Source organism: Thiocapsa marina 5811, from assembly GCF_000223985.1.
GTDB classification, from domain to species: Bacteria; Pseudomonadota; Gammaproteobacteria; order Chromatiales; family Chromatiaceae; genus Thiocapsa; species Thiocapsa marina.
Genome location: NZ_AFWV01000006.1, coordinates 233,187 through 252,436, shown reverse-complemented (window position 1 = coordinate 252,436; position 19,250 = coordinate 233,187). Strand labels below are relative to the sequence as shown.

Sequence of the window (19,250 nt, the reverse complement as noted above, 5' to 3'; positions counted from 1 at the left end):
CCGTTGATGGCCGGAGTCGCTGCCCGCAACTCCTTCCTCATTAGCCACTCCGGACGCGATTCAAGATGGACATCCTCTTTACGATCGGCTCCTTCGTCGTCGCGCTGGCGATTCTCATCGCCGTGCACGAGTTCGGGCACTTCTGGGTCGCCAGACGCGTGGGCGTGAAGGTGCTTCGATTCTCCATCGGTTTCGGCAGACCTCTGCTGCGCATTCAGCGGGATCCCGACGCGACCGAGTACGTCGTCGCGCTCGTCCCGCTCGGCGGCTATGTCAAGATGCTCGACGAGCGTGAGGAGGAGGTGCCGGCGGCGCAGGCGCATCTTGCCTTTAATCGCCAAGCACTTTGGAAGCGCTCGGCGATCGTCGTCGCCGGCCCGCTGTTCAACTTTCTCTTCGCGATCTTCGCCTATTGGGCCATCTTCATGTCCGGCGACTCGGGCTTGAGGCCGATCGTCGGCGATGTTGAGCCTCAATCCATCGCGGCCGAGGCCGGCTTCCAATCCGGCGACGAGCTGATCCGTGTCGGCGATCGCGAGGCCGGGAGTTGGGAGACGGCCCTGATCGCCTTCGTCGGCAAATCGCTCGACGGGCGCGAGCTGGCGGTTCAGGTGCGCGATGCCTCCGGCCGCGAGCTGACGCGCTGGATCCCCTCCGATGCGGTACGCAGTCTGGCAGAGGAGCCGGACCTCCTCGGTCGCCTGGGTCTCTCTCCGAAACGTCCGACCTTGCCTGCCGTGATCGGCGAGCTTGTCCCGGGCGAAGCCGCCGAGGATTCCGGGCTGAAGCGCGGCGACCGCATCCTCTCCGCCGACGGCCGCCCGATCGAAGGCTGGCAGGATTGGGTCGGCGTGGTGCAGGACCATGCGAACGAGGCCTTGGCGATCGAGATCGAGCGTGACGACGGCGAGCGCCTTGCCTTGAGCATTACGCCGCGATCCGCGCAGGTCGAGGGGGAAACCATCGGTCGGATCGGAGCCGGGGTGCTGGTTCCGGACGGACTGATGGACGACTACAGCGTCGAGGTCCGCTACGGCCCCCTGGAATCGCTCGATCGCGCCGTCTCCAAGACCGTCGAGATGAGCGTGATGACACTGCGTGTGGTGGGGCGCATGTTGATCGGCCAGGCCTCGGTGGAGAATCTCAGCGGTCCCATCACGATCGCCGAGACGGCCGGGCGCACCGCGAGCTATGGATTGGAATCCTTCGTGAAATTCCTCGCGGTCGTCAGTATCAGCCTCGGAATCCTCAACCTTCTGCCGGTACCGGTCCTCGACGGAGGGCATCTGCTGTACTTCTTTATCGAGTGGGTCAAAGGCAGTCCACTCTCCGAGGAGGCGCAGATGCAGGGCCAGAAGATCGGCCTTTTCCTCTTGGCCGCCCTCATGTCGCTGGCCTTCTACTTGGACCTCTCCCGACTATTGGGCTAGGCGCGTCGAATCCCTTATACTTGCGACCCTGAAACGCCGACTGCGCCGCAGACTTCGGCTTGATCGAGGGGACCCTGTCTTGCGCGCGATACCTCTGATGCTCCGTTGCTGCGCACGTCGGCAGCTCGCTCTGATCGCCCTCCTGCTGGCGATCAACACGCCGGTCGCCGCCGAGGTGTTCCAAATCGCCGACATCCGCGTGGAGGGCCTGCAGCGGATCGCACCCGGCACCGTCTTCAACTACCTTCCGGTGCAGGTCGGGGATACCGTCGGCGACGGGGTGACCGGCGGCATCATTCGCTCGCTCTATCAAACCGGCTTCTTCGACGATGTTCGCGTCGAGCGCGAAGGCAATGTCCTCGTGCTCTGGGTCCGCGAGCGTCCGGCAATCGCCTCGATCGACATTACCGGCAACCGCGACATCGACACCGAGGCGTTGACGGCCGCCTTGTCCGACATCGGGCTCAAGGAGGGCCGGGTCTTCGATCGTTCCGTCCTCGATCGGATCGAGCAGGAGCTCGAGCGCCAGTATTTTTCGCGCGGTAAATACGGTGTACTGATTCAGTCGACGGTGTCGCCCCTCGAGCGAAACCGCGTCGCGGTCCGCATCGAGATCACCGAGGGGCTGACGGCACGAATCAAACAGATCACCATCATCGGAAACGAGGCATTTCCGGAGAAAGAGCTGCTCAAGCGCTTCGAGCTCGGCTCGACCCGCTGGACCTCCTTCTATTCGAAGAACGACCAGTATTCCAAGCAGAAGCTCGCCGGTGATTTGGAGTCGCTGCGCTCCTTCTACTTGGATCGCGGTTTTATTCGGTTTGAAATCACCTCGACGCAAGTCTCGATCAGCGCAAACAAGAAAGAGATCTATATCACTGTTGTCGTCGACGAAGGTGCGCCCTACCGGATCAGCGATATCAAGCTTGCCGGCGAGCCATCGATCCCGGCCGAGGAACTGTTCCCCTTGATTCATCTCAAGCGCGGTGATTTTTTCTCGCGCCGCGCGACCACGGAAAGTGCCGAGCGGATCTCGAATCTGCTCGGCGACCGTGGCTATGCCTTTGCCAACGTCAACACCATCCCCGAGATCGACGAGGAGGCACGCGAGGTCTCGGTGACCTTCTTCGTCGATCCGGGGCAGCGCGTCTACGTACGCCGCGTCAACATGAAGGGCAATACCCGAACCCGCGACGAGGTGCTTCGCCGCGAGATGCGACAGTTGGAGTCGGCTTGGTTCTCGGCCGAGTTGGTCCGCAAATCGCGCGAGCGGCTCCAGCGTCTCGGCTACTTCGAGGACGTCACCATCGAGACGCCTGCGGTGCCCGGCTCCGCGGATCAGGTGGATGTCGACGTCACCGTGACCGAGAAACCGGCCGGCAATCTCTCGGCCGGCATCGGGTACTCGCAGTCGCAGGGTATCCTGTTCAATGCCAGCGTGACGCAAAACAACTTCCTGGGTACCGGCAAGCGCGTGTCGTTCGGTCTCAACACGAGCGAAGCGACCCAGCTCTATCAGATCGCTTACACCAACCCCTTCTATACGGTCGACGGTATCAGTCGAGGCTTCAACGTGTCCTATCGGGAAACGGATTTCGACGAGCTGATCGGTGCGGATTACTCGACCGATGTCGGCGTGCTCGGCATGAACTTCGGTCTGCCGATTTCCGAGACCAGCCGGGCCGGACTCGGTGTGCGCTACCAGTATACGAATTTCATCGCCGGCGATAGCTCCGAGTTGGCACAGCAGTTTGTCGAAGACAACGGCAACGTCTTCAACGACTTCGTCCTGTCCGCCAGCTATACGAACGACAGTCGCGACACCGCGATCTTCCCCACCGAAGGCAGTTTGCGTATCGCGAGGGCCGACCTGACGGTACCCGGCAGCGATCTCCAGTACTATAAGCTGACCTATCAGGAGCAGCTCTACATCCCTTTGACCTCTCGGTTCGTGGTCTCCTTGAGCGGTGATTTGGGCTACGGCGAGGGGTACGGCCAGACCGACTCCCTGCCGTTCTTCGAGAACTTTTACGCGGGCGGACCGCGCTCCGTGCGTGGCTTCGTGGCCAACTCCTTGGGTCCTCGGGAGACCGACGACGACGATCCGGTCGGAGGCAACTTCAGAATGGCCGGCAGCATCGAGCTCTTCGCTCCCGCCCCGGGCGGGCCTCAGCTGAGCAAGACCTTGCGGCTAGGCGCCTTCCTCGATTTCGGCAACGTTTGGCAGACCAACGATTCCGATCTCATCGAGCCAACCGGATTCGATATCGGGGATCTTCGCTATTCGGCGGGTGTCTCGGCAACCTGGCTGTCGCCGATCGGCGCGCTGTCGATCAGTCTGGCGGCACCGCTCAACGAAGAAGAGGGCGACGAGACCCAAGTCTTTCAATTCGGTTTCGGACAAACCTTCTAGGGAGCCGATGCGTGAGGTTAGCTGTTCTTTGGTCGTCGACGGTCCTGTTGATCCTGCTGTCGGGTGTCGTGCTCGCATCGGATTACCGGATCGCAGTGGTCGATCCCAACACGGTCGTCGAGGAGTCGCCGCAGTACGAGGCTGCACGGGCCGCACTTCAGCGCGAAGTCGAGGACCGCGAGAGTATTCTGCGCGAGCAGCAGGAGCAGATCACCGCACTTCAAGGGCGCTTGGAACGCGAAGGTGCCTTGATGAGCGAGAGCGAGATTCAGCGCCTGCAAAACGATATTCGAAATCGCACCCGCAAGCTCAAGTACGCGAGGGATGAGTTCCAGGAAGACTTCGCGTTGCGGCAGAACGAGCTTCGGACCAAGCTTGCGCTGCAGGTTCGCGAGGTGATCGTCGAGGTCGCCAAAGAAGAAAAGATCGATCTCGTCATCAGCGAAGGTCTGGTCTACTTCAGCCCGCGTATCGATATTTCCGCCCAAGTCATCGAGCGACTCAAACAGGAGTTCGTCGAAAAGTGATGATGTCCTCGCCAGACCAGCGGCCTATTGGGTGACCTCTTGGAGATCGCGCTCGGCGACTTGGCGGTGCGTCTGGGAGTTCCGTTACGGGGCGATCCCGAGGCGCGTGTGTGTCGCATTGCTCCGCTGAGCTCCGCCGACGCGACCGGTCTGACGTTTCTCGGCGACGGGCGCTTCAGACGCCATCTGGAGCATACTCGGGCCGGTTGCGTGATCCTCTCGGATGCCGACGCGGATGCTTGTCGGTCGCCGGTCCTGCTGAGCGATAACCCGTATCTGACGTTTGCGAAAGCGGCTCGGATTCTGTATCCGGAGCCTGCCGTTGTCGGCGGTGTTCACCCGAGTGCCGTCGTCGATCCGACCGCACAGATCGATCCGACGGCATGGGTCGGTCCGAGCTGCGTGTTGGAGGCCGATGTGCTCGTCGGTCCACGGGCCTTCCTCGGACCCGGTTGCATCCTCGGGGAAGGGGTTCGGGTCGGCGAGGAGAGTCGTTTGGTGGCGCGCGTGACGCTCTGCTCGGGAACGCTGATCGGCAAGCGCGCACTGCTTCACCCCGGCAGTGTCGTCGGGCGGGATGGGTTCGGCTTCGCTCGGGACGGCGATCGATGGGTCCGTATGCCGCAGGTTGGGCGAGCAATCTTGGGCGACGATGTCGAGATCGGCGCGAACACGACCGTCGATCGGGGGGCGATCGGCGACACCGTGATCGGCAATGGGGTGAAGCTCGACAACCACATCCAGATCGGTCACAACGTCGAGATCGGCGAGAATACGGCGATGGCCGCGAATACGGGCATCTCCGGCTCAACCCGAATCGGTCGGAACTGCACCATCGCCGGCGCCGTCGGGATGGCGGGGCATTTGGAGATCGGCGACGAGGTTCACTTTACGGGGATGGCGATGGTGACCCGATCGGTTCTGGCGCCCGGCTCCTACAGCAGCGGGATCCCGGCCATGCCGAGTGCGGATTGGCGACGCAACGTCGCTCGGTTCAGGCATCTGGACGAGTTGGCGCGACGCATTAAACAACTTGAGATACGTATCGATACGATGAACGAAACAACTGGGCGGGAGGCTACCTAGCATGGAGGGATCGCATCCCACGCCGACGGATTCTGATTTGCGTCTTGATCGCTCGGAGGACGTCGTGAGCACAATGGACATCCATAAGGTACTGAGCCTGTTGCCGCACCGGTATCCTTTTCTATTGGTCGACAAGGTCATCGACTACAAGGTGAACGAGTATCTGATCGCCTTGAAGAACGTTTCCTACAACGAGCCGTTCTTTACCGGCCATTTTCCGGTGCGTCCGGTGATGCCCGGCGTCTTGATCATCGAGGCGCTGGCGCAGGCGACCGGATTGCTGGCGATGGCCTCGCGTCCGGACGAGGTCGGCAACAAGCTGTATTACTTCGTCGGTATCGACAAGGCGCGCTTCAAGCGGCCCGTCGAGCCGGGCGACCAGTTGATTTTGGATGTGAAGCTCGGGCCCGTGCGTCGAGGGATCTGGAAGTTCGACGGCGAGGCGCGCGTGGACGATCGCGTCGTGGCCAGCGCCGAGATCATGTGTACGGCCCGAGACTTTGCCGCTTGATCCACCCGACCGCCTTGGTGGATTCGGGGGCGGCGCTGGATTCCGATGTCGAGGTCGGCCCCTTCGCCGTCATCGGTCCCGATGTCGAGATCGGTGCGGGGAGCCGGATCGGCGCCCATGCCGTGATCAAGGGTCCAACCCGGATCGGGCGCGACAATCGGATCTTTCAGTTCGCGAGTGTCGGTGAAGACCCCCAGGACAAGAAGTACGGCGGCGAGACGACGCGCCTCGAGATCGGCGATCGCAACCAGATCCGCGAGTTCACGACGCTTCACCGCGGCACCGCCCAAGACCGAGGTGTGACCCGAATCGGCAACGACAATCTCCTCATGGCCTATGTCCACGTGGCACACGACTGCCGAATCGGCGACAACGTCATCATGGCCAACGCCGCCTCTCTGGGCGGCCATGTCGAGATCCAGGACTGGGCCATCCTCGGCGGCTTCACGATCGTCCACCAGTTTTGCAGGATCGGCGCCCACGGTTTCTGTGCCATGGGTTCGGTTCTGAGCAAGGACGTCCCTCCCTACGTCACCGTCGGCGGGCACCCGGCCGAGCCTCGGGGTATCAATGCCGAGGGATTGCGGCGACGGGGTTTCTCGGACCTGGCCATTCAGGCGATCAAGCGTGCCTATCGCACACTCTATCTGGGGAATCTGAAGCTGGCCGAGGCGATTGCCGAGCTGACTCGGATGTCCGCCGACACTCCCGAGATTGCTCCGATGGCGGACTTCATCACCGACAGCACGCGCAGTATCGTGCGCTGATGTTGTGCATCGGCATCGTCGCGAACGAGGCGTCCGGCGACATCTTGGGTGCCGCTCTGGCGCGCGAGATCCGCAAACGGGTCCCCGACGTCCGCTTCGTCGGCGTGGCCGGACCGCGGATGCAGGAGGAGGGGTGCGAGACCCTCTTCGCCATGGAGAGGCTTTCCGTGATGGGGCTGATGGAGGTCCTCGGCCAGCTTCGCGAGCTGCTCGGTCTCAGACGCGAGCTGGTGCGCTATTTCGTCGAGAATCCGCCGGACGTCTTCATCGGCGTGGATGCACCCGATTTTAATCTCGGCCTCGAGCGTCGACTGCGCGGCGCAGGGATTCGCACCGTCCACATGGTCAGTCCGACCGTCTGGGCCTGGCGTCCGGGTCGGGTCAAGTCGATCCGCCGCTCCGTCGATCTCATGCTGAGTGTCTTCCCGTTCGAGGAGACCTTCCTGCGTGAGCACGGCGTGCCGGCACGCTATGTCGGTCATCCGCTCGCCGACGAGATCCCGCTGGAGATCGATCGGGCCGGTGCGCGACGGGCCCTCGGTCTGCCCCAGTCCGGATCCATCGTCGCCCTGCTGCCCGGCAGCCGAACGGGCGAGGTCGAGCGTCTGGCCGGGCCCTTCATCGAGACCGCCGCGCGTTGTCTCGCCGCCCGATCCGACCTGCGGTTCGTCGTCCCACTGGTCAACGTCCGCCTGCGCGAACGCTTCAGCCAAACCTTGGAGCAGGTCGCGCCGCATCTCCCGATCACCCTGGTCGACGGGCGCAGTCGGGAGGTGCTCGCCGCCGCCGATGTCGTGCTGACCGCCTCGGGAACGGCGACGCTGGAAACACTGTTGTCGAAGCGGCCGATGGTCGTCGCCTATCGGGTCCACCCCGTCTCGTATCACCTGGTCAAACAGCTCGGTCTGGTCAAGGTCCCCTACATCGCGATGGCGAATCTCCTCGCCGAGAAGGAGCTGGCGCCCGAGTTTATCCAAGACCGCTGTCGCGCGGACCTGTTGGCGCCCGCCGTGCTCGCCTTCCTGGACGATCCGCAGCGTGTGGCCGAGATCCAGGCCGAGTATCGGCGTATCCATCTCTGGCTCCGACAGGATGCCGCAGCGAGCGCGGCACAGGCGGTCCTTGATCTCATCGGGGATTGAATCGCGTCCGGTGTGGTCCTTGCGCTCTCGCCTGAGGCTCGCACGTCGATGTGCAAACGGACTCGGCGGGGACACGATTCAAGACGTTTTTCGCCTTTTCACTAAAACCGAGTCGAGGATAAAGTCCCTTGGTATCCGCGACGATTCGACGATGAGGAAACGTCATTGATCACCCGGGACGTGGTTTTATGCGCGGGTGTCGACGAGGCGGGCAGAGGCCCGCTGGCCGGTCCCGTCAGTGCCGCGGCCGTCATCTTGGATCCGGCCCGACCGATCGTCGGCCTTGACGATTCCAAGAAACTCACCCCGGCTCGGCGCGACGCCTTGGATCTGGAGATCCGCGAGCACGCCCTGGCGTGGTCTGTTGCTTGGGCGAGCGCGGAAGAGATCGACCGAATCAATATCCTCCAAGCGTCCATGCTGGCCATGCAGCGCGCCGTTGCGGCCTTGCAAGTGCGGCCGACGCGGGTGCTCGTCGACGGAAATCGTTGTCCCGATGTGGGGTGCGAGGTCGAAGCGATCGTCGGCGGCGACGGTTTGGTCTTGTCCATCGGTGCCGCCTCGATCCTCGCAAAGGTTGCGCGCGATCGTCTCATGTGCGAGCTGGATCTCGCGTTTCCCGGCTACGGTTTTGCCGGACACAAAGGCTATCCGACACGCGCCCACATCGAGGCACTGCGCCGACTCGGACCCTGTGCCGAGCACAGACGCAGTTTTGGTCCGGTCAGGGCATGCGTCCAGGTCATCGGCTGATCGATCGCGACACGATCCCCCGACCCTGGTCGGTCTCCAGGCGGTGTCGGCCACACTTGGGCCGAGCCGCGCAATTCTCAGGATGCCTCCATTTCGCGCTCGAGCTGCCGCTTCACGTCGCCGGGCGATCCGGTGTGGCGGGCGAGCAGGTCGTACGCGACCGGGACCACGAACAGTGTGAAGATCGTCGCGGCGAGCACGCCCGCGAGGATGACGGTACCGATGACGGTGCGGGTCTCGGCGCCGGCACCGCTCGAGAGCAGGAGCGGGAGCGAGCCGGCGGCCGTGGTGATGCCCGTCATCACGATGGGGCGCAGACGCACGTCGGCCGCTTCGAGCAGCGCCTCGCGGAAGGCCTTCCCCTCGTCGCGCAGCTGGTTGGCGAATTCGACGATCAGGATACCGTTCTTGGCGGCGAGCCCGACCAGCATGATGAGTCCGATCTGGCTGTAGATGTTGAGCGTCTGCCCGGTCAGCCAGAGGGCGAGGAGCGCCCCGGCCATGGCCAGCGGGACCGTCAGCATGATCACGAGCGGATGGATCCAGCTCTCGAATTGGGCCGCCAACACCAGGAACACCACCAGCAGACCCAGGACGAAGACGAAGAGGATGTCCTGATTGCTCGATCGGAAATCGCGGCTCTGGCCCTTGTAGTCGATCTGGGCCTGTTCGGGCAGGTGCTCGGCGACCTTGCTCTCCAGATAGCTCAGGGCATCGCCGAGCGCCAGTCCGGATTCCAGGTTCGCCTCGATGGTGATGGCGCGCAGCCGATTGTAGCGGTTCAGGCTCTGTGAATCGGCCGACTCGGTCACCCTGACCAGGTTGGCGAGCGGGATCAGCTCGTCGCTGCGATCCGAGCGCACATAGAGATTATCGAGGCTCCCTGGCGTGCGCTGCGCGTCGCGCTCGCCTTCGAGGATGACGTCGTATTCCTCTCCGGCATCCAGATAGGTCGTCACCTTGCGCGAGCCGAGCATCGTCTCGAGCGTGCGCCCGATGTTGCCGACCGTCACCCCGAGATCGGCCGCGCGATCGTAGTCGATCTCGACCTTGAGCTGCGGCTTGGTCTCCTTGTAGTCCCAATCGATGCCGGTCAGTCCGGGATTGTCCTCTTCGATCGCCTCGAGCAGCAGATCGCGCCACTGCGCAAGCTCCTCGTAGGTCCCGCCGCCGATCACGAACTGGACCGGCTTCTGGATACGCGCACCGAATCCCTGACGCATGACCGGGAAGGCGGTCACGCCGGGCAGATCGGCGAGCTTCGCCCGCACCTCGTCCATGATGACCCAGCCCGAACGGCGTTTGTCGAAATCGTTCAGCACCATCACGACGATACCGGTGTTGAACAGCGCGGTATTGGAGAAGGTGCGAGGGGCGCGCACGAGCAGCCGGATCGCCTCGCCCGATTCGGCATAGGGCATGAGGCGCCGTTCGATCTCGTCCATGTTTTCGCTCATGTACCCGTAGGAGGCACCCTCGGGTCCGTTGACCAGGACAAAAAAGGCACCGCGATCCTCTTTGGGCGCGTATTCCTGCGGGATCTGCTCGAACAGCCAAACCGCGGCACCGAGTGTCCCGATGAAGGCCAACCCGACGATCCAGGGCTGACGCAGCAGGAAACGCAGTATCGCACCGTACCCGCGGCGCACCCACTGAAACACCCAGTCGACCCCGTGGGTGAGGGATGCGCGCCGATGCGATCGGGGCAGGATCCGGGAGGCGAGCATCGGCGACAGCGACAGGGCGACGAAGGACGAGAAGGCGACCGCCGCGGCCATGGTGAGTGCGAATTCGGCGAAGAGCCGCCCGACATCGCCTTGCAGAAAGGCGATGGGTACGAAGACCGAGATCAAGACGACGGTCGTGGCCACGACCGCGAAGGCGACCTGGCGCGTCCCGCGATAGGCCGCGACGAGCCGCGTCTCGCCGTACTGCTCCATGCGGCGATGGATGTTCTCGAGCACCACGATGGCGTCGTCCACGACCAACCCGATCGCCAGGACCAGCGCGAGCAAGGTCAGGATGTTCACGGAGAAGCCGAGCCAGAGCAGGACCGTGAAGGTCGCCACGATCGAGACCGGGACGGTGACGGCCGGCACCAGCATCGCGCGCACGCTGCCCAGGAACAGGAAGATGATCAGAATGACCAGACCGATGGCGATCGCGAGCGTCTTGTAAACCTCCTTGATGGCGTCCTTGACGAAGACCGAGGAGTCGAAGCTCTGCTTGATCTCCATACCTTCCGGTAGGGTCGGGTTGATCCGCGCCGCCTCGGCCTTGGCCGCATCCGCCACGGCGACGGTGTTCGCGGTCGATTGCTTGATCACGCCGATGCCGACCATGGGTACGCCGTTGCCCCGGAAGAAGGTCCGGTTCTCCTCGGTGCCGCGCTCCACCCGCGCCACGTCGCCGAGCCTCACCAGGTAGCCGTCGGCGCCCTGCTTCAGGACCAGACCGGCGAAGTCGTCGGCGTTGTTGAAGGCGCGGCTCGTGCGAACGCTGAACTGCCGATCGACCGACTCGATACCGCCGGCGGGCAGCTCCAGGTTCTCCGCACGCAGCGCGTTCTCCACATCGGTCACCGTCAAACGACGTGCGGCCATCTCGGTTCGATCGAGCCAAACGCGCATCGCGTAGACCTGATTGCCGCCCACCCGGATGCGGGCGACCCCGTCGAGCACCGAGAAACGGTCCACCAGGTAGCGACGGGCGTAATCCGAGAGCTCCGGGACGCTCATGCGATCGCTGACCAGATTCAGCCACATGATGACGTCTTCGTTGCTGTCGACCTTCTGGATCTCGGGCGGCTCGGCTTCGACGGGGAGCTGATCGAGCACGGCCGAGACGCGATCGCGGATGTCGTTGGCCGCGCCGTCGATGTCGCGGTCGATATTGAACTCGATGGTGATGGCCGAGCGTCCGTCCTCGCTGACGGATTCGACCGTGCGGATGCCCTCCACACCCGCGATGCGGTCCTCGATCAGCTGGGTAATCCGCGTCTCGACGACGTTGGCGGCCGCACCCGGATAGACGGTCTCGATCGAGACGACCGGCGGGTCGATGTCCGGATACTCGCGCAGCGGCAGTCGATCGAAGGCGACCAGGCCGAAGGCGACGAGCAGGAGCGAGAGAACGGTGGCGAGTACAGGGCGGGTTACCGAGATGTCGGATAGGATCATGGGGTCTGGTCCATCGCGCCCGTCGGGTCGGAGGAATCAGTCGACCCGGCAATCTCGACGGGCTGTCCCGGACGAACCTTGAGATGACCGTGCTCGATGACGCGATCGCCTTCCGCAAGCCCCTCCCGCACCTCGACCAAGCCGGGCTTGCGCGCGCCGATCAGGATCCGGCGGCGCTCGGAGGTCAGTCCCTTTTCGCCCTCCACGACGACCTGAACGAAGTGCTCTTGGCCTTCGTGCAGAATCGCGGCCTCGGGGACGACCAGCGCATCGCGCGGGTCCACCAGGAGCTCGACCCGCATGAGCAATCCCGGCTTGAGCGTGCGCGCCGGGTTGGGGATGAGCGCACGGACCTGAATCGAGCGCGTCACCGGGTCGACGCGACTGTCGACCCCGCGCACCACACCCTCGAAGACTCGATCGCCGTAGGCACGGGCGCGTGCCTCGATGCGAAGTCCCGGCTCGAGCGCGCTCATATAGACGCTCGGGACCGTGAAGTCCAGCTTCATGAAGCTGTCGTCGTCGAGTGTCGTAATCGTATCGGCGGGCTCGACCAGGGTACCGCGACTGACGTTGCGCAGACCCAGCACGCCGTCGAAGGGCGCCTTGATCAGCCGATCCGACAGTCGCGATTCGATGGCCACCAAGACGGCACGCGCCGTGTCGAGATCACGTTTGCGCTCGTCGAGGAGCGACTCGGATGCGGCTCCCTGCGCCACCAGCGCCTTGACCCGCTCGTACTGGCGCTCGGCCTCCCGCGCACGCACCGCCGCCTCGTCGAGCAGCGCATGCTGCTCGACGCTGGTCAGCTCGACCAGGATGTCGCCTTCGCTCACGCGCTGGCCGTCGTCGAAGTGGATCGCCGAGATGGTCTCGGTGACGTTCGCGGTGATGTTGACCGACTCGTTGGCCTTCAGCGTCCCGAGCGCTTCGACCCGTTCGGCCCACGGCATCGATCGGACCTGCGCGACGACGACCGCAACGGCCGTCGCGGGGCTCGGTGCCGTCAGGGTCACGGCGAGAAGGAGAGCCGATTGAAGCACGAGGAAGGGGATGACGGGTCTTGACGCTGGCATACATCGAATCCCTGTTGTCGGGCGGGCTCACGGCGGATCCACCAGCCGTACGGCGGCCAGTGCTGGATCCGACGTCGGGGGCCGGGTTGGAGGTCCACGCGAGGACGATCCCGGGTGCGCGTCGTGCCTGTGCGGCAGCCGTGCAGGCGGTGATCGGATCTCAGCAGGGCGTGGCCCTGGCCTGGCCCTTCATCTTGTTCACGATGGCGTAGACGCCGACATGCCGATTCGGGCTCAGATGCTCTTGGAGACGGAGCGCCTCGAACAGTTCCTCGACATCCAATGCCTCGATCTCCTCGGGGCGCTTTCCGGAAAAGAGCCCGACCAGCAGGGCGACGACGCCCTTGATGATGGCGGTGTCGCAATCGCCCCTGAACGCGAGGTGACCGGGTTGCTCGGGGAGGGGTCGCGCCGCCGTGTGTACAAGGCTCATGCATTCGACCACGCGGTTCTCGTGGGTCTTCTCCTCGGGCGGCATCGGCGGGAGACGTTCGCCGATCTCGACGAGGTATTGATAACGCTCGTCCCAATCACCGAGAAGCTCGAAGTTCTCAAGGATCTCGGTCATTTCATCGTTGAGCATGGATGCGGACTATTCCAAGTTGATACTAAAGGGTTCAAAGCGAAGCTCCGAGCGATACGGGCCGCGCAACGTCGAGCGCCGGCACGACATCGACAGCGTTGCGCCGTCGATGGAGTCGGTCCCGGGGGCATTGGAGTTGATCCCGAGATCATCCGATATCCTGAATCGCATCGACGCCACTGCCGTTTCAAGATTGTCGATCCGGGGCGACATGAAGACAGGCCATGTCGAGCAGGACGCGATTCAGACGCTGAAGGACTCGCCGCAACCGCAGGTATCCTTCACCTTGGGGTTTCGGAACTCGAAGCCCTGGTTGAGCAAGCTGGATCGCACGAAATCGATCTCCATCCCGTCGATCCGGTCGAGGCTTTCTTCATCGACCACGACCTTCACGCCATGGCTTTCGAAGACCCGATCGGTCGGCTCCACGGCGTCCGCGTAGTCGACATCGTAGGCAAAACCAGTACAGCCGCTCTTGCGGGTGCCGACCCTCAGGCCGAGGCCCTGTCCCCGTTTGTCGAGCATGCCGGCGACGTGGCTGGCGGCGGCTTCGGTTAGTGTGACTGCCATTGGATTAACCCTTCGCTCGTTGACGATTTTCAATACTCGAACCTGAGCACTGTAGACGATTTTTCAACCCCGCACCGCCCTGAGCCGGGTGTCGTGCCGACCCGCACAGGCGCGCCGCGTGTTTGCGCGGAGGCGGCTCAGTGGCGGTGCTCGGCGGTGTCCATGCTCGCGGCCGCCGACATATCCAGAAGCCCCCGCATCAGTGCGGCCCGGTCGCCGGTCGGAAGGGTCTCGATCAAGGCCTGCTTATCCTCCGGGCTCAGCGGCAGATGGGCGCACAGCAGGTTCGTCAGGTCCTTGTCGGCCATCTGCTCGACATCCTCCCAGGGAACCTCGACGCCGCGCAGTGCACAGTAGGCCTTTAGCGAGGTGAGGAATCCTTTGCGATCCGCGATCGGAGAGTCGTTTTCCTGATAGTCCGCCGCGAACCGCTCCCAGTCCGCCCGAACCCGCCGATAGCCATGCTCCTCGGCGATCTCGCTGATGACTTGGAAGCGGCACACCCCGGTCAGGACCAGGACGATTCTGCCGTCGGTCGTCTCGCTGTAGGAGGTGATTCGACCCGCGCAGCCGATGCGGTGAATCTCCGGGACCTCCTCGGTCATGGTCTCGCTGGTCGGCTGAATCATGCCGATGAGATGGTTCGACGCCAATGCATCGGTCACCATCCGGATGTAGCGTGGCTCGAAGATGTTGAGTGGTAACTGAACCCCCGGCATGACCACGGCTCCCGGCAAGGGGAAGATCGGGATCTCGGCGGGCAAGTCGGAGAATTTCGGAAAGAAGGGGGTGCGGGTCATCGGCTACTCCAGCGCCCGAACCCGCGAGAGGTCCCGGCGATGCGGTTGATCGTTTGCGTCGTCAACGGGATAGATGGGGCGTCTCTCGCGCTTCCCTAGACGGTGGCGCTCCCGACCCGCAAACTCCTTGCCGCCGGGATCGCGCGGGGCGGTCGAGTCGTCGAGGGCGGATCCGAGCCGATAGCGACCACGCTCGGAGGCCGACCCGCCACGCTCGCGAGCATGATATACCGAGCGCATGCGGGTTTTTCGCAGGAACATGCTCGTTGTCGCGGTGCCGGTGCGCCCGAGCGGATCGTCGCTGTTTCCGCCGAGCGCCGCCTGCCGTGCACGACGGCGCGACTCGCCTCGCCATGCCGTCGGAGGCTGAGAGCTGAAGGATGCGTGCCGTTATTCCGAATGGGGGCGGGGTTTTGATCGCGGGAGGCTTTACCAGTAATCTACTGCGACTTCTGTTATCGAGTCTACCGGGGCGACCGGCCGCTCTTGGACTTGTCTAATCCCCTTGGCGGTGGCCTCGGATGCAGTCTTTCAGCTATTGGATCGGCTTCGCGGGAATCACCGCCTTTGCTGTGACGGCGGTGCTCGTTTTGGCGCCGAAAGGGATCGATCTCTTCAGCGCCATCGTGCTTGGCATTATCACGGCGGTCGGCGGCGGTACCATCAGGGATATGATCTTGGATGTTCCGGTCTTCTGGGCGGCCGATCTGAATTACCTGTGGGTCGCCATCGGTGCGAGTCTGGTCACCTTCTTTGCGGAGTCGTTGTTCACGCGCAGAGAGATCTACCAGCTCATGCTGTATATCGACGGCCTCGGGGCCGCCTTGTTCGCGATTCAGACCGTCGACAAGGCATGGGCGATGGACTTCGGTCGCCCGCTCGCCCCGATCATCCTAGGCATCGTCACGGCCATCGGTGGAGGCCTGCTTCGAGATGTATTGTCGGGTCGCCAGACGCTCTTGATGACGCGCGAGCTCTATGCCACGCCGGTGCTGATCGGATGCACGCTCTATGTCGCGCTACTGACCTGGGTCCCGGAGCATCAAGCTGCCGGTGCGCTCTGCTGTGTCGCGATCATCTTCGCGCTGCGTGCGGCAGCGATTCGCTGGGATTTGACCGTGCCTCAATGGTTAATCACGAAGGCGAAGGCGGACTGAGGGCCCCGTGGTTCGGCGCAACCCTACCCAAAAATCCCGCAGGCATACCCCGGCGTCACGCGCGATGCGTGCAGGCCCCTCACGCCATGCCGGCGCCGATGAGTCTGCTCGCCAATGAAAACCTCGCGCGTTGCGTATCCTAAACCGCGTCCAGAGCGAGATGCTCACCTTCGCGTGAGCTCGACGTTGGGTGAATCCATGGGTCTTGGCGGAGACGCGGTTTAGAAATTTATATTTTTTAATACCTTAAACCGCGCCGACTCCGACAATGATCGGAGCCGGCGCGGCCAAACCAATTCAACGAACGACGCATACCGCGCCGGGCGCGGTTTAATGATGGAAGCCCGATGCCTCTTTGCTCGTGAGCGACTCCTGAATCGGATGCGCCTCGATATGATCCAAGGCCGCCTTCATGTGCTCGATGAGCAGCGTACAGAGGTCGCGGCTTACGCCGTTGCGCACCAGGATCCTCTGGACCGCTTGGTCTTGACAGTTCGACGGCAAGGTATAGGCCGGCACCTGCCAGCCGCGTACCCGGAGCCGGTCGGCGAGATCGAACAGGGTGAAGCCCGGATCGGTGCCCTCTTTGATCTTCCAAGCAACCGCCGGGATGCCGCGGGCCATGTCGCCGCCGAAGACGATCTCGAACGGCCCCATCTTCGCGATCTCCTCGGCCAGATATTCAGCGCTGCGATAGCAGGCGGTATGGACCTTTCGGTAGCCCTCCCGTCCGAGGCGAAGGAAGTTGTAGTACTGGCAAACGATCTGCCCGCCGGGCCGCGAAAAGTTCAGCGCGATGTCGCGCATGTTGCCGCCGAGATAGTTCACCCAAAACACCATGCTCTCGGGCAGGTCCTGCTCTTCGCGCCACAGCACCCAACCGACACCGAGCGGGGCGAGGCCGAACTTATGCCCCGAGGCGTTGATCGAACGCACCCTCGGCAAACGAAAGTCCCACTCCAAGTCGGGTGCGCAGAAGGGGGCGAGGAAGCCGCCGCTGGCGCCGTCGACGTGGATCGGGATGTCGAGACCGCTCTTGGCCTGGAAGGCATCCAATGCGTCGCTGATCGCCTTCACCGGCTCGTACTCGCCGGTAAAGGTCACGCCCAGTGTCGGCACGACGCCGATCGTGTTCTCGTCGCAGCGGCTCAGGACCTCTTCGGGCGTCATCAAGAGTCGCCCCTTGTCCATCGGAATCTCGCGGTGCTCGATATCCCAGTAGCGGGTGAATTTGTGCCAGCAGATCTGGACCGGCCCGGTAATGAGATTCGGCTTGTCGGTGGGCTTGCCCTCGGCCCGGCGACGCATCTCCCAGCGCCGCTTCATGGCCAGCCCGCCCAACATCGCGGCCTCGCTGGAGCCGGTGGTTGAGCATCCGACCGCCTGCTCGCCGGCAGGCGCATTCCAAAGATCGGCGAGCATCTGCACACAGCGCGATTCAATCTCGGCCGTCTGCGGATATTCGTCCTTGTCGATCATGTTCTTGTCGATACAGGCATCCATCAGACGATGGATCTCGGGCTCTTCCCAGGTCTGGCAGAAGGTCGCGAGGTTCTGACGCGAATTCCCGTCGAGCATCAGCTCGTCGCGGACCGCAGCATAAATGCGTCGCGGGTCTCGCTCGATTTCGGGGAAGGTCGACTTCGGAAGGCCGGTCACGAGCTCGCTTGAACCGTAGGTCTCGTCGTTGCTGTTCTCTCCCTCGTCGTACAGAGGATCCCGGTCGCTGCGCCCCGTTTGCTTGCTCACGTCCTGCTTCGGCATCGTTGAATACTCCTCGGCAATGGAAAAGGTGAAAATCGAACCCCCGTCAATCGATCGGCCGCTCTGCCGAACAATCGAGCAAGCGGAACGCCAATATCCTGCTTGTGTGCTGAAATTCTGTTCGGTCGGTTGTTTTTGAATCGCCTCCTAGCGACTCGATGTACGTATCCCCACCAAGCGTGCGAGAAACACGGCGACGAACATCGGGCCGACAACGGCCTCGATCATCACGAATGACTTTGCCGGCGGGGTCAATGGCGTGATGTCGCCAAAGCCGACGGTCGTCAAGGTAGAGAAGCTGAAATAGATGAGCTGACTTTCGATCTGGGGGATGCCGACCGGGGCCTCATGTGCGAAATAAAACGAACCCGGTACAAGCATCTCCAGGAGCATGAACACGAGCGCAAAGCAGTAGCCGAGGAGGATGTAGACGCAAATGCCGCCGTAAACCGTGTCGTTGGTAGGTGATCCGCGGCGCTGGATATAGAGGAAGAGGGCGCCTGCATTGAATCCGGTAAACAGCAGCGAGAACAGGATCGAGACCGGCGCCAGCGCCGAGGCTTGGAGCCAGAAAAAGGTCCAGCGGGCGGCGAGTGCCGGCACCAAAAGCACGCAACCGACAACGAGCAGTATCCGGTTGTGGTACATCGAGGCCAGTCCGGCGAGCAGGACCGCCGATGCAGCGATGTTGCCCAGTATTTCCCCAATGCCGGTGGTCGCAAAGCCGCTGCTGGCACCGAGAACAAGCAGGCTGAAGAGCAGGATGGCGAAGCGAATCGGGCGCTCTTCGGGTGCGGAGCTACGCATGAAACTGCTCGTTGCTCGATTTCCGCCATGGATATTGAACATGCGCCAGACCTTGCGCCTCGACCCGCGTGGGCCTCACGCCGACTTCAGCGCTGCCGCACCGTCTGCCGGATCGCCCCTCAATCGTTGAAAAGGCGACACCAGCAGCTTGTCTGCTCCGGCCAGTGCCGTGAGGTCGAAACGCGTGTCGTTGTAGGTCTCGTGATCGCGCAGGAGGAAGAGCTTGCGGTCCAAGTCCGAGATGCTCGTCCAGCAGGTGAACTCGGTGGCAGCACCACCGCCCGGCGCGTCGAGACCCTTGACCTCCATAGTGATGGCGAGTACGCCGTAGCGGGTCGTGAAGCCTACGGGCGGATGATCCGCGACGTGCGAGCTCATGTTGTAGCCCACGGGGAACCAGGCGACCCGATAGGGCAGATCGACCGTGAGCTCGAGCGTCCGCCCGAAATACGACCTGCCGGCGGCGTCACGATAGACGAGCGATGTACACATAAGGATCTCCCGAGTGTCTCGACGCTGGTGTCGTCACCGAATCGGCGCTCCACATCCGACCCGGAGACCGACCCCTAGACCCACGCAGCCGAGAGCATCGGAGCCCGCTCTCGCTTCGTTCATGGGGTGCGAGACCGGATGCAGGGCAAAAGACATTGAAAGTGTGTTTCATGTCCACGATCAATGGGGCGAT

General features: G+C 63.1%; 17 protein-coding genes. 9 read left to right on the top strand and 8 right to left on the bottom strand.

Translation table 11 applies throughout. The annotated features are described in order from the left end of the window. Positions 1-65: 65 nt before the first annotated feature. From rseP to rnhB, 8 genes are all read left to right on the top strand, one after another. Positions 66-1,430 carry an RIP metalloprotease RseP gene (rseP, locus tag THIMADRAFT_RS10595; RefSeq protein WP_007193027.1) on the top strand — a complete coding sequence of 455 codons (1,365 nt, stop codon included), beginning with the start codon at positions 66-68 and terminating at the stop codon, positions 1,428-1,430. Positions 1,431-1,527: 97 nt separating this feature from the next. Next, complete coding sequence (gene bamA / locus THIMADRAFT_RS10590) at positions 1,528-3,843, top strand: outer membrane protein assembly factor BamA (protein WP_086010396.1); 2,316 nt, start codon at positions 1,528-1,530, stop codon at positions 3,841-3,843. 11 nt (positions 3,844-3,854) lie between these two features. After that, positions 3,855-4,370, top strand: a complete 516-nt coding sequence (locus THIMADRAFT_RS10585) for an OmpH family outer membrane protein (RefSeq protein ID WP_007193025.1) — start codon at positions 3,855-3,857, stop codon at positions 4,368-4,370. 39 nt (positions 4,371-4,409) lie between these two features. Then, positions 4,410-5,456 (top strand): UDP-3-O-(3-hydroxymyristoyl)glucosamine N-acyltransferase, encoded by a 1,047-nt coding sequence (gene lpxD / locus THIMADRAFT_RS10580; RefSeq protein WP_040731028.1) that lies wholly within the window; start codon positions 4,410-4,412, stop codon positions 5,454-5,456. 1 nt (position 5,457) lies between these two features. Further along, a complete protein-coding gene (fabZ, locus tag THIMADRAFT_RS10575) occupies positions 5,458-5,967 on the top strand; it encodes a 3-hydroxyacyl-ACP dehydratase FabZ (protein ID WP_007193023.1) in 510 nt (169 codons plus the stop codon). After that, on the top strand, positions 5,964-6,734 hold the full coding sequence (gene lpxA, locus THIMADRAFT_RS10570) for an acyl-ACP--UDP-N-acetylglucosamine O-acyltransferase (RefSeq protein ID WP_007193022.1): 771 nt from the start codon (positions 5,964-5,966) through the stop codon (positions 6,732-6,734). Before fabZ ends, lpxA begins: the two co-directional genes overlap by 4 nt. Then, entirely contained in the window at positions 6,734-7,876 is a 1,143-nt protein-coding gene (gene lpxB / locus THIMADRAFT_RS10565) for a lipid-A-disaccharide synthase (protein ID WP_007193021.1), read from the top strand. Before lpxA ends, lpxB begins: the two co-directional genes overlap by 1 nt. 165 nt (positions 7,877-8,041) lie before the next feature. Next, positions 8,042-8,629, top strand: a complete 588-nt coding sequence (gene rnhB, locus THIMADRAFT_RS10560; RefSeq protein ID WP_007193020.1) for a ribonuclease HII — start codon at positions 8,042-8,044, stop codon at positions 8,627-8,629. A gap of 77 nt (positions 8,630-8,706) precedes the next feature. Here the strand turns inward: rnhB and THIMADRAFT_RS10555 are convergent, their stop codons facing one another. The 5 genes from THIMADRAFT_RS10555 to THIMADRAFT_RS10535 all read right to left on the bottom strand — a co-directional run bounded on the left by THIMADRAFT_RS10555 (position 8,707) and on the right by THIMADRAFT_RS10535 (position 14,837). Beyond that, complete coding sequence (locus THIMADRAFT_RS10555; RefSeq protein WP_007193019.1) at positions 8,707-11,808, bottom strand: efflux RND transporter permease subunit; 3,102 nt, start codon at positions 11,806-11,808, stop codon at positions 8,707-8,709. After that, complete coding sequence (locus tag THIMADRAFT_RS10550) at positions 11,805-12,884, bottom strand: efflux RND transporter periplasmic adaptor subunit (protein WP_007193018.1); 1,080 nt, start codon at positions 12,882-12,884, stop codon at positions 11,805-11,807. The genes THIMADRAFT_RS10555 and THIMADRAFT_RS10550 overlap by 4 nt, the downstream gene beginning before the upstream one ends. A gap of 160 nt (positions 12,885-13,044) precedes the next feature. Then, entirely contained in the window at positions 13,045-13,467 is a 423-nt protein-coding gene (locus tag THIMADRAFT_RS10545; RefSeq protein WP_007193017.1) for a SufE family protein, read from the bottom strand. A gap of 243 nt (positions 13,468-13,710) precedes the next feature. Then, entirely contained in the window at positions 13,711-14,037 is a 327-nt protein-coding gene (locus THIMADRAFT_RS10540; protein WP_007193016.1) for a HesB/IscA family protein, read from the bottom strand. A gap of 137 nt (positions 14,038-14,174) precedes the next feature. Continuing rightward, a complete protein-coding gene (locus tag THIMADRAFT_RS10535; RefSeq protein ID WP_007193015.1) occupies positions 14,175-14,837 on the bottom strand; it encodes an LON peptidase substrate-binding domain-containing protein in 663 nt (220 codons plus the stop codon). A gap of 521 nt (positions 14,838-15,358) precedes the next feature. Here THIMADRAFT_RS10535 and THIMADRAFT_RS10525 point away from each other — a divergent pair. Further along, on the top strand, positions 15,359-15,994 hold the full coding sequence (locus THIMADRAFT_RS10525) for a trimeric intracellular cation channel family protein (RefSeq protein ID WP_007193013.1): 636 nt from the start codon (positions 15,359-15,361) through the stop codon (positions 15,992-15,994). A gap of 330 nt (positions 15,995-16,324) precedes the next feature. Here the strand turns inward: THIMADRAFT_RS10525 and THIMADRAFT_RS10520 are convergent, their stop codons facing one another. The 3 genes from THIMADRAFT_RS10520 to THIMADRAFT_RS27440 all read right to left on the bottom strand — a co-directional run bounded on the left by THIMADRAFT_RS10520 (position 16,325) and on the right by THIMADRAFT_RS27440 (position 19,057). Then, on the bottom strand, positions 16,325-17,758 hold the full coding sequence (locus tag THIMADRAFT_RS10520) for a glutamate decarboxylase (protein WP_007193012.1): 1,434 nt from the start codon (positions 17,756-17,758) through the stop codon (positions 16,325-16,327). A gap of 147 nt (positions 17,759-17,905) precedes the next feature. Next, positions 17,906-18,565 (bottom strand): potassium channel family protein, encoded by a 660-nt coding sequence (locus tag THIMADRAFT_RS10515; protein WP_007193011.1) that lies wholly within the window; start codon positions 18,563-18,565, stop codon positions 17,906-17,908. A gap of 75 nt (positions 18,566-18,640) precedes the next feature. Then, complete coding sequence (locus tag THIMADRAFT_RS27440) at positions 18,641-19,057, bottom strand: hypothetical protein (RefSeq protein ID WP_007193010.1); 417 nt, start codon at positions 19,055-19,057, stop codon at positions 18,641-18,643. Positions 19,058-19,250: the final 193 nt, after the last annotated feature.